The 20,048-nt window shown below is 66.1% G+C and carries 12 protein-coding genes; 9 read left to right on the forward strand and 3 right to left on the reverse strand.

The window, feature by feature from the left end:
• Positions 1-75 precede the first annotated feature (75 nt).
• Both H7A76_RS24245 and H7A76_RS24250 read right to left on the reverse strand, forming a co-directional pair.
• Positions 76-1,470 (reverse strand): amidase, encoded by a 1,395-nt coding sequence (locus H7A76_RS24245; RefSeq protein ID WP_185700833.1) that lies wholly within the window; start codon positions 1,468-1,470, stop codon positions 76-78.
• 218 nt (positions 1,471-1,688) lie between these two features.
• Entirely contained in the window at positions 1,689-1,973 is a 285-nt protein-coding gene (locus H7A76_RS24250) for a hypothetical protein (RefSeq protein ID WP_185700834.1), read from the reverse strand.
• Positions 1,974-2,132: 159 nt separating this feature from the next.
• Between H7A76_RS24250 and H7A76_RS24255 the strand changes: the two genes are divergently transcribed.
• The gene (locus H7A76_RS24255; protein ID WP_185700835.1) at positions 2,133-4,766 is read left to right on the forward strand and encodes an MGH1-like glycoside hydrolase domain-containing protein; all 2,634 of its coding nucleotides are present in this window, start codon (positions 2,133-2,135) and stop codon (positions 4,764-4,766) included.
• A 47-nt stretch (positions 4,767-4,813) separates the two neighbouring features.
• Here the strand turns inward: H7A76_RS24255 and H7A76_RS24260 are convergent, their stop codons facing one another.
• Positions 4,814-6,532 carry a hydrogenase maturation protein gene (locus H7A76_RS24260; RefSeq protein ID WP_185700836.1) on the reverse strand — a complete coding sequence of 573 codons (1,719 nt, stop codon included), beginning with the start codon at positions 6,530-6,532 and terminating at the stop codon, positions 4,814-4,816.
• 304 nt (positions 6,533-6,836) lie between these two features.
• Here H7A76_RS24260 and H7A76_RS24265 point away from each other — a divergent pair, with 304 nt between their 5' ends.
• The 8 genes from H7A76_RS24265 to H7A76_RS24300 all read left to right on the forward strand — a co-directional run.
• Complete coding sequence (locus tag H7A76_RS24265) at positions 6,837-7,349, forward strand: sigma-70 family RNA polymerase sigma factor (RefSeq protein ID WP_185700837.1); 513 nt, start codon at positions 6,837-6,839, stop codon at positions 7,347-7,349.
• A complete protein-coding gene (locus H7A76_RS24270) occupies positions 7,346-8,311 on the forward strand; it encodes a FecR domain-containing protein (protein WP_185700838.1) in 966 nt (321 codons plus the stop codon). The genes H7A76_RS24265 and H7A76_RS24270 overlap by 4 nt, the downstream gene beginning before the upstream one ends.
• A gap of 93 nt (positions 8,312-8,404) precedes the next feature.
• Positions 8,405-11,341 carry a TonB-dependent receptor gene (locus tag H7A76_RS24275; RefSeq protein WP_185700839.1) on the forward strand — a complete coding sequence of 979 codons (2,937 nt, stop codon included), beginning with the start codon at positions 8,405-8,407 and terminating at the stop codon, positions 11,339-11,341.
• A gap of 219 nt (positions 11,342-11,560) precedes the next feature.
• Positions 11,561-14,467 carry a TonB-dependent receptor gene (locus H7A76_RS24280; protein WP_260498068.1) on the forward strand — a complete coding sequence of 969 codons (2,907 nt, stop codon included), beginning with the start codon at positions 11,561-11,563 and terminating at the stop codon, positions 14,465-14,467.
• Between the two features lie 196 nt (positions 14,468-14,663).
• A complete protein-coding gene (locus tag H7A76_RS24285; RefSeq protein WP_185700840.1) occupies positions 14,664-16,517 on the forward strand; it encodes an extracellular solute-binding protein in 1,854 nt (617 codons plus the stop codon).
• The gene (locus H7A76_RS24290) at positions 16,504-17,568 is read left to right on the forward strand and encodes a microcin C ABC transporter permease YejB (RefSeq protein WP_185700841.1); all 1,065 of its coding nucleotides are present in this window, start codon (positions 16,504-16,506) and stop codon (positions 17,566-17,568) included. Before H7A76_RS24285 ends, H7A76_RS24290 begins: the two co-directional genes overlap by 14 nt.
• Positions 17,565-18,587: an ABC transporter permease gene (locus H7A76_RS24295; protein ID WP_185700850.1), complete on the forward strand. Its 1,023-nt coding sequence runs from the start codon at positions 17,565-17,567 to the stop codon at positions 18,585-18,587. The genes H7A76_RS24290 and H7A76_RS24295 overlap by 4 nt, the downstream gene beginning before the upstream one ends.
• Before the next feature lie 17 nt (positions 18,588-18,604).
• Positions 18,605-20,048, forward strand: a 1,444-nt coding sequence (locus H7A76_RS24300) for an ABC transporter ATP-binding protein (protein WP_185700842.1), incomplete at its 3' end; no start/stop codon positions are given.

Below are 20,048 nucleotides of genomic sequence, written 5' to 3' on the forward strand. Positions count from 1 at the left end.
TATTCATAGGTTGCCCAGGCTCCGGGCGGCAAGGCCCGGGGCTTGGGGTGAAGGTGGCAGTTACGGCTTGGCTGGTCAGTGCGACGGCGGGCTTGGCCAACGGTGGATCGCTCCACGCCAGCTCTCGTAGGTCTTGGCCACTTGCAGCAGCCATTGGTCGGCAAAGCGCGGGGCGATCATCTGCAAGCCGATGGGCAAGCCATCGGCACTCAAGCCACAGTTGATCGACAGCGCCGGTTGTTCGCCCATGTTCCAGGGCAGGGTGAAGACGATGTGTTCGAATGGCCGTTGCGGATCGTTGCTCGGCGATGGCCAGTGGGCGGGAAAGCTGTTGACCTGGTTGGTGGGCGACAGCACCAGGTCGAACTCGCTGAATACCTGTGCTGCGCGACGGCGCATCTCGAACGTCTGGTTGAAGCCTTGTACGGCCTCGACCGCGGACAGGTCGGCTCCAGGGGCGGCCCATTCGCGGATGTAGGGCAGCACCTTGGCGAACTGTTCGCTGCCCAGGGCCGAGAGTTCGGCCCACTGTCGGGCGCGCCAGAAGCGGTCCAGGCCATCCAGCAAGGGCCGGTCCATGATCGGCGCCAGGGCTTGTACCCGGGCACCGTGGCTTTCGAACAGGCGTGCGGCACGTTCCACGGCCTCGCAGACAAAACCCTCGGGTTGCAGACCGGCACCGGGTTGCAGCATCAGCCCGATCTTCAGGCCATTGACCGAGAGCGGTTGCTCGCTCCAGTCGCTGGTCAGCGGCGGCAGGCTGGTGGCATCGCGGGCATCGGGCCGTGCCAGGTGGCGCATCAGCAGGATCGTATCCTCGACGCTACGAGTCATCGGTCCGGCACAGCGCCCGGTGTAGTAAGGGTCGATGGGAACCCGCCCGAGGGTCGGCTTGAAGCCCACCAGGCCGCACCAGGCCGCTGGCAGGCGTATCGAGCCGCCGATGTCGGTGCCGATGTGCAGTGGACCATAACCGGCCGCTGCGGCAGCGCCGGCTCCGGAACTGGAGCCACCGGTATTGCGTTGCAGGTTCCAGGGGTTGCGGGTGAGGCCGTGGAAGCTCGACAACCCTGAGGACAACATGCCGAAATCCGGCACCGTGGTCTTGGCCAGGATGATCGCCCCGGCCTCGCGCATGCGTGCCGCTGGCGGTGCATCCTGGGTTGCCGGCGTGAGGGCGGTGGCAGCGCAACCCAGGGGAATCGGCGTGCCGCGGGTGGCGATCAGTTCCTTGATTGTCACCGGTATCCCGTCCAGCGGGCCGCAGGGGGTGCCCTTGTTCCAACGCTCGGTGGCAGCCCTGGCCTGCTGGCGCACCTGCTCCGGGTCGAAGGCGTAGAGCGCACGGATATGGGGCTCCCAGGCGTCGATATGGGCCAGCAGATGGTCGTAGTAGTCCAGGGGAGACAACGTGCGGTTGGCGAACAACGCCAGCAGTTGGGCGGCTTGGAGCTCGTGCAGATCAGTCATCGAACGCATCCTTGTGTCGGGCGTCAGGTGGGTTGCCGATGAACCGACTGTAGTCGCTCCTCCCGGCTCCAACCATCACAAAGGACGCAGCGTGGCGTTGCGTTTTTGTGTGCACTCGATGCGGGTCCGCACGCTCGGCGAGCGTTCGGGACATGGCCTTGCGCGCCTGTACCCGCAGGCCGCCTCGCCGCGGCGTCAGGGACCGAGGTCAAGCCGCATCAGTTGAAGCCGATCGTGGTGCTTTGGCGGGTTTCGCGATCGTGCAATTGGTCGATATGGGTCTCATAGGTGCATTGCCCGCTGCACTTGTATTCGTAGCTCACCGAGGGCTTGAACTGCAGTTGAAGCTTATGGGGGGCGGGCTCGGTGGCCTGGGGCCTGGTGCTGCTGGGCGCCGCCAGTTCAGGCTCGGGGTAGCGCAGGTCGAGGCTCGCGGACTGGGCCGCAAGGGACAGGGTCGCGAGCAGCAACCCCGGGAGCATTGTTTTGCGATTGAACATCATGGGTTACGCACTGCCATACACAAGGTTGCCGATTATAACGAACCAGCCGACGCCGATTTAACCCAAAAGATCCGCGAGCCTGCATGAAGTATTTGTCACCGGCTCGGCCTGCGCCTGCTTCTACACTGCCACGGACTCCCGTGGCCCAGGACATTCCCCATGCCGGCAAGATCCCCGAGCAGCATCCTCGACACCCCCGAAGGCCAGCGCCTGCACGGACCGGACGCCGAACACTGGCGCCAGTGGGGGCCTTACCTGAGCGAACGGCAATGGGGCACGGTGCGCGAGGACTACAGCGCCGACGGCGAAGCCTGGAAGTACTTCCCCCATGACCATGCCCGCAGCCGCGCCTATCGCTGGGGCGAGGATGGCCTGGCCGGGTTCTCCGACAAGGACCAGCACTGGTGCCTGGGGCTGGCATTGTGGAACGAGCACGACGCGATTCTCAAGGAACGCCTGTTCGGCCTGGACAACGCCGAGGGCAATCATGGCGAGGACGTCAAGGAGCTGTACTTCTACCTCGACGGCGTGCCCAGCCATGCCTACATGCGCATGCTCTACAAGTACCCCCAGGGGGCCTTTCCCTATGCCGACCTGGTGGCGGAAAACGCCCGCCGTGGCCTGGATGATGCCGAGTACGAAATCCTCGACACCGGGATCTTCGAGGACGACCGCTACTTCGACGTGACGGTGGAGTATGCCAAGCACACCGTAGACGACCTGTTGATGCGGGTCACGGTGCACAACCGCTACCACCAGCCGGCGCGCCTGCGGGTCTTGCCCCAGGTTTGGGCGCGCAACACCTGGAGCTGGGGTGGTGGTCAGCCCCGGCCGAGCCTGCGCCTGGAGGGTGAGCGACTGCTGGCCCGGCATCCCAAGCTGCCCGAGCGTGAGGTCAGCGCCTGGGGAGCCGAGCCCTGCCAGTGGTTGTTCTGCCACAACCAGAGCAATTTCCAGCGGCTCGAGGGCATGGCCTGCCCGGGGCCGTTCAAGGATGGGATCAACGATTACCTGGTGCACGGCCAAGCCACGGCGGTGACCTTCGACTCCGGCTCCAAGGCCGCCGCGCATTTCGCCCTGGAACTGGCCGGCGGCGAGAGCCGTAGCCTGTACCTGCGCTTCGCCCCGGCGGGCAGCGGGCCGGTCAACGCCCGCAGCCTGTTCGAGCAGCGCCGCGCCGAGGCCGACCAGTTCTACGGGGCCTTGCAGCAGGGCATCAGCGACGCCGATGCGCGTAATGTGCAGCGCCAGGCTTTGGCCGGGCTGCTGTGGTCCAAGCAGCTGTACTACTTCGATGTCAACCAGTGGCTCGACGGCGATCCCGGGCAACCGGCGCCGCCCGAGTCGCGCCAGCATTTGCGCAATAGCCATTGGCGACACCTGTCCAACTGCGACATCGTCAGCATGCCCGACACTTGGGAGTACCCCTGGTACGCCTCCTGGGACCTGGGCTTGCAGGCGGTGGCGTTCGCCCTGATCGACCCGGGGTTCGCCAAGCAGCAACTGCTGTTGCTGGTCAAGGACCGCTTCATGCACCCCAATGGGCAGTTGCCGGCTTACGAATGGCGTTTCGACGACGCCAACCCGCCGGTGCATGCCTGGGCCTGCTGGCGGGTCTACCAGCAGGAGCAGGCCCTCACGGGCGAGGGCGACATGGACTTCCTCGAACGGGTCCTGCACAAGCTGCTGCTGAACTTCTCCTGGTGGGTCAATCGCAAGGACTCGGAGGGCCGCAACCTGTTCCAGGGTGGCTTCCTCGGCCTGGACAACATCGCCCTGTTCGATCGTTCCGCGCCCTTGCCGCCGGGGTACAGCCTGGACCAGGCCGACGGCACCGCCTGGGTCGCAGCCTATGCCCTGGACCTGATGCGTATCGCCCTGGAACTGGCCCGGCGCAACCCGGTATACGTGGATATCGCGGTGAAGTTCTTCGAGCATTTCCTCTACATCGCCGGGGCCATCAACCGGGTGGACGACAGTGCCGAGGGCCTGTGGGACGAACAGGACCAGTTCTTCTACGACGTGCTGCAACGTCCCGACGGCCGCAGCGAGCCACTGCGCCTGCGCTCCATCGTCGGCCTGCTGCCGTTGTTCGCGGTGCAGGTGCTGGAACAGCACGAACATGAATGCCTGCCGGGACTGGCCCAGCGCCTGCTGGGCTTTTTGCACCATCGGCCGGACCTGGCCAACCTGGTGTCGCGCTGGTACGAGCCGGGCAAGGGCAACCGCCTGCTGCTGGCCTTGCTGCGCGGGGAACGAACCAAGGATTTGCTCAAGCGCATGCTCGACGAGAACGAGTTCCTCTCGGCATTCGGGATTCGTTCGCTGTCCAGGGTCTTCGAGCAGCCATTCGCCCTGCAGGTCGACGGCAAGCAGTTGTGCGCCCGTTACGAACCGGCCGAGTCCGGCTCACGCCTGTATGGCGGCAACTCCAATTGGCGCGGGCCGTTGTGGATGCCGATCAACTACCTGCTGATCGAATCCCTGCGCGAATTCCATCGCTACTACGACGTCAACTTCTCGGTGGAATATCCCCAGGGCTCGGGTTACCTGGCGTCACTGCAAGAGGTGGCCGATAGCCTGGGCCAGCGCCTGACCCGTTTGTTCCTGCTGGACGAGGATGGGCGGCGGCCGTCGATGAGCGGCTACCCGCAGTTGCAGGCCGATGCCCGGGATCGTGACCTGGTGCTGTTCCATGAGTACTTTCATGGCGATAGCGGGCGCGGGCTGGGGGCCAGCCACCAGACCGGCTGGACCGCCCTGGTGGCGCTGCTGTTGCAGCCGGGGGCCTGAAGTCGCCGCCCGGCAAGCCGGGCGACGGTTCAGGAGGGGAACGCGGTTCAACCCACCAGGGCGATATCCTGGGGCTTGGCCCAGTTCTCGATCAGGCGCTCGGGGGTGCAGCAGGCCTTGCGCTTGTAGACGAAGTTGCGGCACTTCTCGGCGAAGCCCTTGCGGTTCTGCACCATGTCCATGTGCATTTCTTCCAGCTCGGCGTTGCGGCAGTGCTGCATCAACTGCGGATCGGCATCGAGCTTGCGCTGGCGCAGATGCTGGTAGCGCGGGTCGCTGGGCACGGCGTTGGCCCGTTGCAGCAGCCACAGGCCGAACTCTTCGGGATCCCGTGGACCCACTTCCTGGACCATGCCCATTTGCAGGGCCTGGAGGGCGCTGATGGGCAGGCAGGCTTCGGTCAACTGGCGGGCCAGGGGCTGGCCCACGGCGCGGGGCAGGCTGTAGGTCCAATATTCGGAGCCGAACAGGCCCATGCTCTTGTAGTGCGGGTTGTACACGGTATCGGCGCGGGCCAGGACCACATCGGCGGCCAGGGCCAGCATCAGCCCGCCAGCGCCGGCATTGCCGGTCAGGCCGCTGACCACCAGCTGGCGGGCGGTGAGCAGCTCGCGGCAGACATCGTCGATGGCCTGGATGTTGGCCCAGGCCTCCAGGCCCGGCTCGGGAGCCGCCTGGATCACGTTCAGGTGCACGCCATTGCAGAATGCGCCACGGCCGCCGCGCACCAGCAACACCTGGGTGTCGCGCGCCTTGGCCCATTGCAGGGCGCTGACCAGGCGCTGGCATTGCTCGGTGCTCATGGCGCCGTTGTAGAACTCGAAGGTCAGCTCGCCGACCTTGCCGGATTCGCGATAGCGGATCGGCTGGTAGGCCTCGGTGCTGAACGGCATGCTGGCCACCGACCAGTCCAGTACCGGCACTGCGGCCAGGCGTTCGCCGAGTACATGGCGCGCCGGACGCTTGAAGGTTTCTTCGCCGCTCTGGGGCTTGAGCCGCAGGGAGCCGATCCACAGGCTGCTGTCGCCGCAGGCCACCAGTACCGCGTCGTCGTGCACCGCCAGCAGTTCCCCCGGGGTGCCGGTGCGCGGGTCCAGGTGCGCGTCGTATACGTAGTACTGGCCGCCGGCGAGGCTGGCCAGGACTCCGGGCTGGCCATCGGCGGCATCGATGCTGCGCTTGATGAACCGGGCGCAGTCATGCCAGCTGAAGGTGCGGTCCGCTTGCTTCATGTTCGGTTGCAGGCGGCCGAGCACCGAGGGCTTGTCGTAGTCCAGCGGTTCGGGGGTGTAGCCGTTGCGGAACTTCTCCACCACATCGCGGATGCAGTGGATCGCCGCATCGCTGACCGGGCCGTTGTACAGCTCGGACTTGCGCATCCCGGCCGGCAGGTTGAATTCGTGGGTGGCCCAGATCGGCCCGGCGTCCATTTCTTCCACCGCCTGCAGGGCGGTGACGCCCCAGCGCTTGAGCTCCTTGCTGATGGCCCAGTCCAGGGCGCTGGCACCCCGATCGCCGACGATGCCCGGGTGGATGATCACCACCGGCCGCTTGGGGTTGCTCCACAGCTGCTGCGGCACCCGGTCCTTGAGGAAAGGACAGATCACCAGGTCGGCGCCGGCGTCCTCGACCTGCTGGCAGACTTGCTCTTCGCTGGTGAACAACACGACGCTGGGACGATGCCCGGCCTGGCGCAGGTCGAGCCAGGCGCGTTGGGTCAGGCCATTGAAAGCGGTGGATAGCAGGATGATCTTCAGTGATCGCATGACAAGACTCTTCCTTGAGTGATCGGGTGGCAGGCGGCTTTCGATGAGCCGTCCATGGCCGTGATGGAGGCGCAAGAGTAGGGGGGCACAGGCAATCGTCTGCTGACCGAGATCAATCAAGCGGCACCCAGGGTGCAGAGGCCGCTGGATGGCTTATGTTTTTTAGTTAGCTATAGAGAATTTTTAATTACTTCAAAACAGGGTCGGCGCTATTGCACAGTCGCTGCCTCAATCCGGGACCGGGACTGGCCCGGCGCAATCATCGGTGTGCCAGGCGCTCGAACGCCTGCCGAGGGAGCAAGGCATGGGTACGAATCCGAACCCTCATTACCCGCTGATCGGGCAGATGTTCAAAAAGGACTACCAATGGTTGTGCGCCTCCGTCGCCCGGGCCCTGGGCTGTCACCACAGCGCCCAGGACATCGCCTCGGAAACCTTCGTCCGGGTCCTGGCCTTGCCCGATCCGAGCGCCATTCGTGAACCGCGGGCATTGTTGACCACCATCGCCCGGCGCCTGGTCTACGAAGGCTGGCGCCGCCAGGACCTGGAGCGCGCCTACCTGGAAAGCCTGGCGCTGGCACCTGCGCCGGTGCATCCCTCGCCGGAGGAGCGGGCCCTGCTGATCGAGGCGCTGCTGGCGGTGGACCAGTTGCTCAACGGTTTGTCGGCCAAGGCCAAGGCGGCGTTTCTCTATCACCAGCTGGACGGCCTGACCTATGCCCAGATCGGCGCCTTGCTGGGGGTGTCCACCAGCCGGGTGCAGCAGTACATGGCCGAGGCGTTCAAGCGCTGCTACCTGGCATTGGTGGAAACATGAGTCGCTCGCGGATCGACCCGGCGGTGGTGGACGAGGCCGCCCAGTGGATGGCCCTGTTGCAGTCGGGCCAGATGAGCGCAGTGCAAGCCGAGGCGTTCGCCGCCTGGCGCAGCGCCGACCCCGCCCATGAGCAGGTCATCGGCCTGATGGGCGGCGGGTTCGCGGCCCTGCAGCACCCTGCCCTGCGCCAGCTGAGCCGCGACAGCCTGCTGCACAGCCTCAACGCCCCGTCGAGCCGGCGACGCTTCATTGGCAGCAGCCTGGGCCTGCTGGGCATGGCGTTGGCAGCGGGGCTACTGGGGCGCCAGCTGGAGGGGTGGGCGCCCGCCGGCGCGCTGTACACCGGCGTGGGCGAGCGCCGCAGCCTGAGGCTCGATGACGGCAGTGCGCTGGTGCTCGATGCCTGTACCCGGGTGGTGGCGCATTTCGACCCAGGCCAGCGCCAACTGGAGCTGCACAGTGGTGAGTTGCAGGTGGACGTGGCCAGGGACCCGTCGCGACCGTTCGTGGTGCAGACCGAGCATGGCCGAATGCGTGCCCTGGGTACTCGCTTCCTGGTGCGTCGCGACGAAGCCTCGACCCAACTGGTGATGCTGCATTCCCAGGTTGAAGTGCTGACGGCCAATGGCACCCGGCAGGTGGTGGCGGCGGGGCAGAGCCTGCGCTTCGATGGCCAGGGCTTGCTGGCCCTGGAGGCGGCCAAGGGCTATGAGAGCGCCTGGACCCAGGGCCTGCTGGAGGCGCGCGATCGGCCGCTGGGGGACATCGTCGAGCAGTTGCGTCGTTACCGACGTGGCATCCTGCGGGTCGATCCCGAGGTCGCCGGCTTGCGCCTCAGTGGCCTCTACCCGCTGGACGAAAGCGATCGCACCCTGCAACTGCTGGAGCGTTCGCTGCCGATCCGGGTGCGCTACCACAGCCCCTACTGGGTCAGTATCGAGCCGCGCCAAGGCGGGTTATAAGCTCATAGCCCCTTGGCCTAACCCGCGCCCTATAAAAAACCGCCTGCCGCTGCTCATTCCCTGCAACTGCATTCAACAGGGAAGGGCTTCGGGATGTCTTCACAGAACTGTTTCAACCGTCCGCTCCGGCATCTATGCCGATTGTCGTTGGCCGTAGCCCTGGGCATCGCCAGTTGCCCGGCGCCACTTCTGGCCCAGGAACCGGTGGCTGGAGTCTTCTCCTTCGATATCGCCAAGGGGCCGCTGGACCAGGTGCTGCTGGATATCTCGCGCCAGAGCGGGGTACCGATCTCCTTCCGCCAGGACCTGGTGCAAGGCAAGCAGGGGCCGGCCATCCGTGGCGCACTGGATGCCCGGCAGGCGCTGGAGCGGGCGCTGCAAGGCAGCGGCCTGGAAGTGGAGGCCAGCGACCAGGGCCTGGTCTTGCGTCCGGCAGCGGCCAAGCCTGCCCCGGCCACGGTCCGCGCCGATAGCTCCGCCAGTGCCAGCGAGCCACGGCTATCGAAGGTCACGGTCACCGGCTCGCGCATCGCCCGGGCGCAGACCGACGGCGCGACTCCGGTCACCGTGATCACCCAGCAGGAGATGGAGGCCCGCGGCTACCGCAACGTCTACGACGCCTTGGCGACCCAGACCCAGAACACCGGCATGACCCAGGGCGAGGACTACGGCAACACCTGGCAGCCAGCCGCCAGTGCCCTCAACCTGCGCGGCCTGGGGCCCAACCATACGCTGGTGCTGATCAACGGCCGGCGAGTGGCGGACTATCCGACCGCCTATGGCGGCCAGGTCAACTTCACCAACCTGGCCAACATTCCTTCGGCGGTCATCGAGCGCATCGAGATCCTCAGCAGCGGAGCCTCGGCGGTCTACGGCTCGGATGCCATCGCCGGGGTGGTCAACATCATCCTCAAGAAGAAGATCGACGGCATCGACCTCAACCTGCGCGGCGGCACCAGCGAACGTGGCGGTGGCGACAACCAGCGCCTGCAATTGAGCGGTGGCGGCAGTTGGGGCGACTTCGACGGCCTGTTCGGCCTGGAGCTGACCCGGCGCGAACCGATCTGGGCCGACGACCGCGGGTTCATGGACAGCAGCCCGGCGGTGGATGTCGGCTACCGGCGCAACCTCGATACCGGCCGCTACCTGGGCCCCGGGTGCGGCGCCTACCAGGGCACCTTCGGCAATCACCTGGGCGGCAGCGGCGGGCGCTGTACCACCGACCAGATGTACAACGACTACTGGACCTTGCAGACCCAGAAGGAAAACTACGACGGCTACACCCGCGGGACCTGGCACTTCAGCGACAGCGGCCAGTTGTACGCCGACCTGATGTACGGCCTGGACCATATCCAGAACAACACCCGCGGCCCGACCTTCACCTCGCCGGATTTCATCAATGCCAACACCGGTAACCTGGAGCGCTGGTTCCGGCGTTTCTCCGAGGAGGAGATCGGCGGGCGCACCAGCAACAACAGCAAATGGCGCGAGACTTCCTGGACCGGCACCCTGGGGCTGTCCGACCAGCTCGGCGACAGCGGCTGGAGCTACGAGCTGGCGGCCAACCGTTCGGAATACCGCAGCGTGCGCAGCACCCGCTACCGGCCGTTGTCGACCATCCGCGATTTCTACCTGGGGCCGCAACTAGGTACCCAGGATGGCCACCCGGTGTTCGCTCCGGACCCGGCGCGCCTGGACCGGCCGCTGACTCCCGACGAGTGGCGCCAGTTCCGCCGCAACCAGACCGAGACCAGTCGCTCGGTGTCGCAGACCTACAACGCCTCGATCAACGGTGATCTGTTCGACTTGCCGGCCGGGCCGGTGGGGTTCGCCGGGGTGTTGGAAATGGGCAAGCAGTCGTATCGCATCGAGCCCGACTCGGGGCTCAACGAGGGGTTGTTCTACGGCGCCGCACCGGCGCAGGAGTCCGGTGGCTCGCGCAAGCGCTATGCCCTGGGCGGCGAGTTCAGCGTGCCGGTCACCGATAGCGTGCTGGCGTCCCTGGCCGGACGCTGGGACCAGTACAAGTTCGCCGATCGCAGCGAACAGCAGAAGACCTACAACCTCGGCCTGGAGTGGCGCCCGCTGACCAGCCTGCTGGTACGCGGCAGCTATGGCACCAGCTTTCGTGCGCCGGACCTGAACTACATCTACCAGGCCGACAGCAACGGCTACTACCCGGACCAGATCGACTACTACGGCTGCAGCAAGGGGGTGGAGGGCGCCTGTGATCGCGGGCGGGTGGACTACGTGCAGAGTGGCACCAGCGACCTCAAGTCCGAGCGGGGCAAGTCCTGGACCTATGGCTTGGTGTGGTCGCCGTCGCGCAATTTCGATATTTCCGCCGACTACTGGCGGGTGCAGATCGATGACTTGCTGACGAGCGTGGATCAGAACCGCCTGTTGCAGGAAGAGAACGCCTGCCGCAGCGGCGCCCAGGACATCCACTCGGCCAGTTGCCAGGCAGTGCTGGCGCGGGTCCAGCGCAACCCCGGCAATGCCGCGGTGGACCCCAACAAGCTGCAGCAGGTGCGGGTCAATGCGATCAACGCCGCCAGCGAGCGGGTCAGCGGCCTGGATCTCAAGAGCAACATTCGCTGGGGCGCTGGCGACTACGGGGCATTCAGCTCGACCCTGGGCTACACCCTGGTGCTTTCGCATTACTACAAGGAGTCCGACCAGGCCGCGAGCCTGGATTTGCGCTCCGACCGCAGCAACCATGACTGGCGCAGCAAGGCCAACGCCAGCCTGACCTGGGACTATGCGCACTACAGCGCGACCCTGATGGGCATCCGCTACGGCAGTGTCACCAATGGCAACGGCGATGGCCGGCTGTCGCCCTGGACGGTGTTCAACGCCAGTGCCCGCTACAAGATCAACGACCGCGCCAGCCTCGGCCTGACCGTCAACAACCTGCTCAACCAGTACAAGCACGACGATTCCGGCGGCTGGCCCTATTACCCCACCGGCAACTACGACGCCTACGGGCGCCAATGGTGGCTGGACCTGAGCTACCACTTCGGCAGTTGAACCCCCGTGGCCCTGCGGGCCATGCGCAGCCTGCGGCAGCGGCGGTTCTTGTAGCCGCTGTCGAGCCTGCGAGGCCATGCTCCGCAGGCGCTTCAGCGGCCCGGCCAGCGGGGTATCCCGGCGGGTATAAGGTCAGCACCCAACGGTCTAAACCGGACCTATAAAAAACCGCTGGCCATTGCACATCCCTGCATGAACCTAACGCAGGGATGGTTATCCATGAGTCTGTCTGTACCCCGTAAATCCCCCTTGAGCCTGGCCTTGCTGCTGTCTCTGCAGATCGTGCCGGCCTGGGCCGCCAGCGAGTCGTTCGACCTGCCCGCCGGTCCGCTGGACCAGACGCTGCTGGGCATCTCGCGCCAGAGCGGCCTGCCGATCTCTTTTTCCCAGGCGCTGGTGGCCGGGCATACCGCCCCGGCGATCAAGGGCCAGCTAAGCCACAACCAGGCCCTGGCCCTGGCGTTGCACGGCACTGGCCTCAAGGACGAGGAGGGCGCCCAGGGCGTGGTGATCAGCGCCGCGGCGACCCCGGCCGCCAGCGTGGCGCCGACCCCGGCGACCTTCGCCGAACCCACCACCCAGTTGCAGCGGGTCGAAGTCACCGGTTCGGCGATCCGCCGGGTCGATGCCGAGACCGCGGTGCCGGTCACCATCCTGCGGGTCGAGAAACTGCGCGAGCAGGGCGTGACCAGCACCGAGGAGTTGATCAACCGCATTTCCGCCAACCAGTCCTCGGTGGGTTCCGGGCGTTCGGTGGGCTCCAGCAGCGGCGGCGCGGCCTTCGCCGACCTGCGTGGCATCGGTCCGAACAAAACCCTGGTGCTGCTCAACGGCCGGCGCCTGAGCAACAACGCCACCAGCTCCAGCAACGGTTCCGGGGTGGACCTGAACACCATTCCCTTCGCCGCCATCGACCGGGTCGAGGTCCTGCGTGACGGTGCCTCGGCGCTGTACGGCACCGACGCCATCGGCGGGGTGATCAACTTCATCACCAAGACCAGCCTCACCACCGGCCAGGTCAGCACCAGCTACGACACCCCGACTCATTCAGGCGGTGGCCAGAGCAATAACTTCAGCGGCAGCTGGGGGTTCGGCGACCTGGAGGAGGATCGCTTCAATGTCTTTGGCGTGGTCAGCCACGACAAGCAGGAACGCCTGGCGGCCAAGGACCGTGGCTACACCTACAACTACCAGCCCGGTCGCGGCCTGGACTACACCTCGGGCACGGCCTTCCCGGCCAACTGGAGCCAGGGCGGCAACGCCACCAACCCCCTGGCCGGTTCCGGCTGCAACGCCCCGGGGTTGCTGTCGCGCAATGGCATCTGCCGGCAGAGCCTGTGGAGCTATCTGGACCTGGTGCCGGAAACCGAGAAGACCTCGGCCTTTGCCAAGGCCACCGGCAAACTCAGCGATGAACACAACGTCAGCCTGGAGTACTTCTGGGCGCGCAACCAGAACCGCACCCAGATCGGCCCCGGCACCTTGATGGGCAACCAGATCAACCCGGGTACCGCGTTCTACCCGGGCAATGGCATCACCCCGGGGCCCAGCGACTTTGTCCTCGACCCCTCGCAGCCGGTATCGGTGAACTGGCGTGAAGCCCCGGTCGGCGCTCGTCGGCATGAAGACGACAACAGCAACCAGCGCTTGCTGCTGAGCTTCGACGGCAACGTGGCCGGCTGGGACTACAACCTGGGCGCGGCCTACAACCAGAACAAGGTGACCAACACCATCCGCAGCGGTTATGTGCTCGATCAGGCGGTGCGCCAGGGGATCGCCAACGGGGTGATCAACCCCTTCGGGCCACAGACCAGCGCAGGCCAAGCCTTGCTGGCGGCCAACACGGTGAGCGGCGACTACGGCACCGCTGTGGGCCGGGTCAAGTCCATCGACGGGCGTGCCAGCCGCGAGATCGGCGACTGGTTCGGTGCGGGCCCGGCCGGCCTGGCCCTGGGGGGCGAGTATCGCAAGGAGGATTTCCATCAGGATTTCGCGGCCTTCGCCGGTGACTTGCAGAACCTGGGAGTCGATCCCAATGGCGCCGTGGCGGGCGATCGCAGCGTGCAGGCCCAGTACGCCGAGCTCAACGTACCGGTGCTCGACAGCCTGGAGTTGTCGGCGGCGGTGCGCCATGACAAGTACAGCGATTTCGGCAGCACCACCAATCCCAAGTATTCGTTCCGCTTCCAGCCGTTTCGCGAGCTGGTGGTTCGCGGTGCCTATAGCGAAGGTTTCCGCGCACCTTCGTTGTACGAGTTGTACAACCCGAGCTATACCACCTTCACCAACGCCAACTACAACGATCCGGTGCTGTGCGCCGGCGGCAATCCGAGCCATGGCGGGATCGCCAACCGCGACTGCGCCCAGCAGTTCAACCGCAGCTCTGGCGGTAACCGCAACCTCAAGCCCGAGACCGCGCGCAACGTGACCCTGGGTTTTGTCTACCAGCCGTTCGAGCGCCTGACCACCGGGCTGGACTTCTGGTGGATCGATATCGCCAACCAGATCGCCGAATTCCCCGAGTCCTCGCCGTTCGAGAACCCCGGCCTGTATTCCGATCGCCTGGTGCGCAAGGCCGATGGCTCCATCGACCATGTGGTCACCGGCCTGTCCAACCTGGGCAAGCTCAAGACCGAAGGGGTGGACGTCAACTTCGACTATCGCCTGCCGGCCCTGGCCTGGGGCCAGTTCGGCGTGGCGCTGCAAGGTACCTACGTCAACCGCTACGAGTATCAGCAAGAGCTCAAGGGCGCCTTCATCGACAAGCTGGGGGATTTTCGCGGCGGTGATTTCTCCTCCGCCGGTGCGGTGGCGCGCTGGCGCCACAGCCTGACCGCGACCTGGAACCAGGGGCCGCTGGGCGCCAGCCTGACCAACCGCTACACCAGCGGCTATCACGACTCGGACCCCAGCACCCACCACAGCGTCGGCGCCTACAGCGTCTGGGACCTGGCGGGCACCTACACCTGGCGCAAGTCCCTGGCCGTCACCCTGGGGGTGAAGAACCTGCTGGACCGCGAGCCGCCGTTCAGCAACCAGACCTACACCTTCCAGAGCGGCTACGACCCGCGTTACTCGGACCCCTTCGGGCGGACCTTGTACACCCGGCTCAGCTACAGCTTCTGAACGAGCCGATAACGGCAGTCCGAAGGCTTTTTAGTAACCAATGGATCTAGACCCCGCTCTATAAAAAGGCCGGCCTGGTTGCACAACACAGGCAGGAGCGGGGCGTTGCGATCATCGAGAATCGCGCCCGGGTGCCTGGCGCACGGATCATCTTGGCCCGTGCGCTCCCGGTCGCTGTCTAGAGGGGCTTGTTGCAATGCCGTTGCGAACCTTCTTCTTGCTCTGGCTGTGGGTGCTGCTGAGCCCGGCGGTGTCGGCTGCCGTGCAACCGTCGTTGACGGTGTACGGCGAGGCACCGAAGTATCCGGCAGGCTTCAGTCACTTCGACTACGTCAATCCGCACGCGCCCAAGGGCGGCAGCCTGCGCCGTTCTGCCCTGGAGAGCGGACCGTTCGATCACCTGGTGCCCTATATCGACAAGGGCACCGGGGTGGCCGAGGTCGACGGCTGGGTCTACGCGCCCCTGGCCTACCGCTCCCAGGACGAGCCCTACACGGTGTATGGCCTGGTGGCCCAGGGCCTGGAGCTGGCCCCGGACCGGCGCTGGTTGCGGTTGTACCTGAACCCGGCAGCGCGCTTCGCCGATGGCCGGCCGATCAGCGCCAGCGATGTGCGCTTCACCTTCGAGCTGCTGATGACCCAGGGCAGCCTCAAGTACCGCCAGCAGTTCGCCGACGTGGCCGAGGTCCTGGTGGAGTCGCCGAGCCAGGTGCGCTTCGTGTTCAAGAATGCCCAGAGCCGCACCTTGCCCCTGGACCTGGCGTCGTTGCCGGTGCTGCCGGAACACTGGTGGCGCGGACGCAATTTTGCCGATGGCGGGGGCTTCGAGCCGCCCCTGGGCAGTGGCCCGTACCGGGTGGCCAAGGTGGATGCCGGGCGCAGCGTGACCTTCGAGCGGGTCAAGGACTGGTGGGGCGAGCGCCTGCCGGTGGCGCGCGGGCGCTACAATTTCGATCGCCTGCGCCTGGAGTTCTTCGCCGATACCGATGTGGCGCGGCAGATCCTCAAGGCCGGTGGCTATGACTACAACCGCGAGTTCTCCGCCACTGCCTACACCATCGGTTATGCCGGTGCCGCCCTGGACGATGGCCGCCTGCAGCGCGAGCACCTGGCCCCTGGCGCGGCCCAGGGCACCCAGGGCTTCGTCTTCAACCTGCAGCGGCCGCTGTTCCAGGATCGCCGGGTACGCCAGGCCATCGCCTTGCTGTGGGACTTCGAGTGGAGCAACCGGCAGATGATGCGCGGCCTGTACCTGCGCCAGCGCAGCTTCTTCTCCCATAGCGAACTGGCGGCGGTGGGCCTGCCCTCGGCCGAGGAGCTCAAGATCCTCGAGCCCTGGCGCGGGCAGGTCCCGGATGAGGTCTTCAGCCAGGTGTTCGAGGCGCCCAGGACCGATGGCAGCGGGATCGTCCGTAGCCAGCAGTTGCAGGCGCTGCAACTGCTGCGCGAGGCCGGCTGGACCCCCAGCGGCGATCGCCTGGTGAATGCCGCCGGCGAGCCGCTGCAGTTCACCTTCCTCAATGGCCAGAAGGGCTTCGAGCGCCTGCTGTTGCCGTTCAAGCGCAACCTGGCGCAGATCGGCATCGGCTTTGACATTCGCCAGGTGGACAGCGCGCAGTACACCAACCGGGTACGCAGCCGCGACTACGACATGATCGTCGTCGGCTACCCGGTGTCCCAGGCTCCGGGGCGCGAGCTGTTCAACTACTACGGCGCCGAGGGAGCCGACGATCCGGGTTCGAACAACTACATGGTGCTCAAGAACCCGGTGGTGGATGCCTTGCTCGAAGGCCTGGTCCGGGCCGACAGCCGCAGCAGCATGCTGGCCCATGCCCGGGCCCTGGACCGGGTGTTGCAGTGGGGCTACTACTGGATTCCCAACTATTACCCACCGGGTATCTCCACGGTGTGGTGGAACCGCTTCGGTCGCCCGGCGGTCGCCCCGTTGTATGACGCCGGGCTGGACAGCTGGTGGGAAGTCAGCCCGACGGCACTGACCCAGGACCAGATGCACAAGCACAGCGCGGAGGTGGTCCATGCTGGGTTATAGCCTGCGGCGCCTGCTGCTGATCGTGCCGACCTTGTTGTGCATCCTGCTGGTCAATTTCGTCATCGTCCAGGCCGCTCCCGGAGGACCGGTGGAGCAGGCCATCGCTCGTTTGCAGGGCATCGGCGCCAATGCCGCGGTGGGCGGCGGGCATGTGGAGAGCGTGGCCGGCGAGTCCCGCGCCAGCCGGGGCCTGGACCCCCAGCTGCTGGCGGACATCGAGCGCCAGTACGGCTTCGACAAGCCCGCCAGCGAGCGCTTGTGGCTGATGCTCGGGCAGTACGCCCGGCTGGACTTCGGCAAGAGCTTCTTCCGTGGCGCCACGGTCACCGAGCTGATCCTGGACAAGCTGCCGGTGACCTTGTCCCTGGGCCTGTGGGCGACCCTGATTACCTACCTGGTGTCGATTCCCCTGGGGATTCGCAAGGCGGTGCACAACGGCTCGGGGTTCGATGTCTGGAGCAGCGCGGCGATCATCGTCGGCTACGCGATGCCGGGGTTCCTGTTCGCCCTGTTGCTGATCGTGGTGTTCGCCGGCGGCACCCTGCTGGACTGGTTCCCGGTACGCGGCCTGGTCTCGGACGACTTCGACCAACTGAGCACCCTGGGCAAGATCGCCGACTATTTCTGGCACCTGGTGCTGCCGGTCAGCGCGCTGGTGGTCGGCGGTTTCGCCAGCCTGACCCTGCTGACCAAGAACAGCTTCCTCAACGAGATCTCGCGCCTGTACGTGGTCACCGCGCGGGCCAAGGGCCTGACCGAGCGCCAGGTGTTGTACGGCCATGTGTTTCGCAACGCCATGCTGCTGGTGGTGGCGGGACTGCCCCAGGCGCTGGTCACGGTGTTCTTCGGCGGTTCGCTGCTGATCGAAGTGGTCTTCTCCCTCGATGGCCTGGGACGCATGAGCTACGAGGCGGCGGTCTCCCGGGATTACCCGGTGGTGTTCGGCTCGTTGTTCATCTTCACCCTGTTCGGCTTGTTGATAAAACTGCTGGGCGACCTGGCCTACACCCTGGTCGACCCACGCATCGATTTCGCGGCGAGGAAGCTCTGATGCCCCTGTCTCCCCTTGGCCGGCGGCGCTGGCAACGTTTCAAGGCGCACCGGCGTGGCTGGTGGTCGTTGTGGCTGTTCCTCGGCCTGTTCACCCTGAGCCTGGGCGGCGAGCTGATCGCCAATGACAAGCCGTTGCTGGTGGCGTGCCAGGGCCAGTGGTATTTCCCGGCCTTCAAGCGCTACACCGAGCAGGAGTTCGGCGGCCAGCTGCCGTTCCAGCCGGATTACCGCAGCGCCGCGGTTCGCCAGTTGATCGAGGGGCAGGGTGGCTGGTTGTTGTTCGCGCCGATTCCCTTCGGCTCCGACACCATCAACTACGAGCTGACGCAGCCGGCCCCCAGCCCGCCCAGTGGCGACAACTGGCTGGGCACCGACGACCAGGCCCGGGACGTGCTGGCGCGGGTGATCTTCGGGGTGCGGGTGTCGTTGTTGTTCGCCCTGTCGCTGACCGCCATCAGCGCCCTGGTCGGCATCGTCGCCGGCGCCCTGCAGGGCTACTACGGCGGCTGGGTCGATCTCTGGGGGCAACGCTTGCTGGAGGTCTGGTCGGGGCTGCCGGTGCTGTACCTGCTGATCATCCTGTCCGGTTTCGTCGAACCGAACTTCTGGTGGCTGCTGGGGATCATGGCGCTGTTCTCCTGGCTGGCCCTGGTGGACGTGGTCCGCGCCGAATTCCTGCGCGGGCGCAACCTGGAGTACGTCAAGGCCGCCAGGGCCCTGGGCCTGGGCGATCGCAAGGTGATCCTGCGGCACATCCTGCCCAACGCCATGAACGCCACCCTGAGCTACCTGCCGTTCATTCTCACCGGCGCCATCGCCACCTTGTCGGCCCTGGACTTCCTCGGCTTCGGCATGCCCGCCGGCAGCGCGTCGCTGGGCGAACTGGTGGCCCAGGGCAAGAGCAACCTGCAAGCGCCCTGGCTGGGGCTGACGGCGTTCTTCGTCCTGGCATTGATCCTGTCGTTGCTGGTGTTCATCGGCGAAGGCTGCCGCGATGCCTTCGATCCCAAGAGTTGAAACTGCGAGTGCCCAAGATGACCCAAGCCTTGATTGAACTGCGTGGCCTGAAGGTGGCCTTCGGTGCCACCGAGGTGGTGCATGGCCTGGACCTTCAGATCCGTCCCGGTGAGTGCCTGGCGCTGGTGGGCGAGTCCGGCTCTGGCAAGTCGGTGACCGCCCACAGCCTCCTGCAATTGCTCGACCCGCGTGCGGCGCGGATCGCGGGCAGCATCCGCTATCGCGGGGAGGAGTTGCTGGGGGTGGCGCCGGGGCGTTTGCGCCAACTGCGCGGCAACCGTATCGCGATGATCTTCCAGGAGCCCATGAGCTCGCTCAATCCGCTGCACAGCGTCGAGCGGCAGCTGGGTGAGACCCTGCGCCTGCACAAGGGCCTGGCCGGGGCCCAGGCCCGGGAGCGGATCCTCGAGCTGCTGGAGCTGGTGGGTATCCAGAACCCCCGGGAACGGCTCAAGGCTTACCCGCACCAACTGTCCGGCGGCCAGCGCCAGCGGGTGATGATCGCCATGGCCCTGGCCTGCGAACCGGAGTTGCTGATCGCCGACGAACCCACCACTGCCCTGGATGTGACCGTGCAGCGCAAGATCGTGCTGTTGCTCCAGGCGTTGCAACAGCGCCTGGGCATGGCGCTGCTGATCATCAGCCATGACCTGAACCTGGTGCGCCACATTGCCCAGCGTGTGGCGGTAATGCGCGGCGGCTGCATTGTCGAGCAGGCTGATTGCCAGCAGCTGTTCCAGGCACCGCGACATCCCTACAGCCTGGAATTGCTCAATGCCGAGCCCGGCGGCCAGGCGCTGCCCCGGGGCAGCAGTGAAACCCTGCTGGCGGTGGAGCGGCTGAAGGTCTGGTTCGGCCAGGGCGGCGGCTGGTGGCGGCCACGGCGTTACCTGAAGGCGGTGGATGGCATCGACCTGCAACTGCAACGGGGCAAGACCCTGGGCATCGTCGGTGAATCCGGCTCGGGCAAGTCGACCCTGGGCCAGGCGATCTTGCGGTTGATCGCCAGCGAAGGGCACATCCGCTTCAATGGACAGGCCCTGGAGGGGCTTGAGGGGGCGCAGCTGCGGCCGCTGCGCCGACAACTGCAGGTGGTGTTCCAGGACCCGTTCGGCAGCCTCAGTCCGCGCCTGAGCGTGCAGCAGATCATTGCCGAGGGCTTGCGGGTGCACACCGACCTGGACCCCGGGCAACAGGAGCGGGCGGTGATCGAGGTGCTGCAGCAAGTGGGCCTGGACCCGGCCGCGCGGCATCGTTATCCCCACGAGTTTTCCGGTGGCCAACGCCAACGCATCGCCATCGCCCGGGCCCTGGTGCTCAAGCCGGCGCTGATCCTGCTGGACGAACCCACTTCGGCCCTGGATCGCACGGTGCAGAAACAAGTGGTGACCCTGTTGCGCCAGCTCCAGGAGAAATACGGCCTGACCTACCTGTTCATCAGCCACGACCTGGCGGTGGTCC

Origin of the sequence: Pseudomonas sp. MSSRFD41, from assembly GCF_014230245.1 — a bacterium.
Classification (GTDB): Bacteria; Pseudomonadota; Gammaproteobacteria; order Pseudomonadales; family Pseudomonadaceae; genus Aquipseudomonas; species Aquipseudomonas piscis.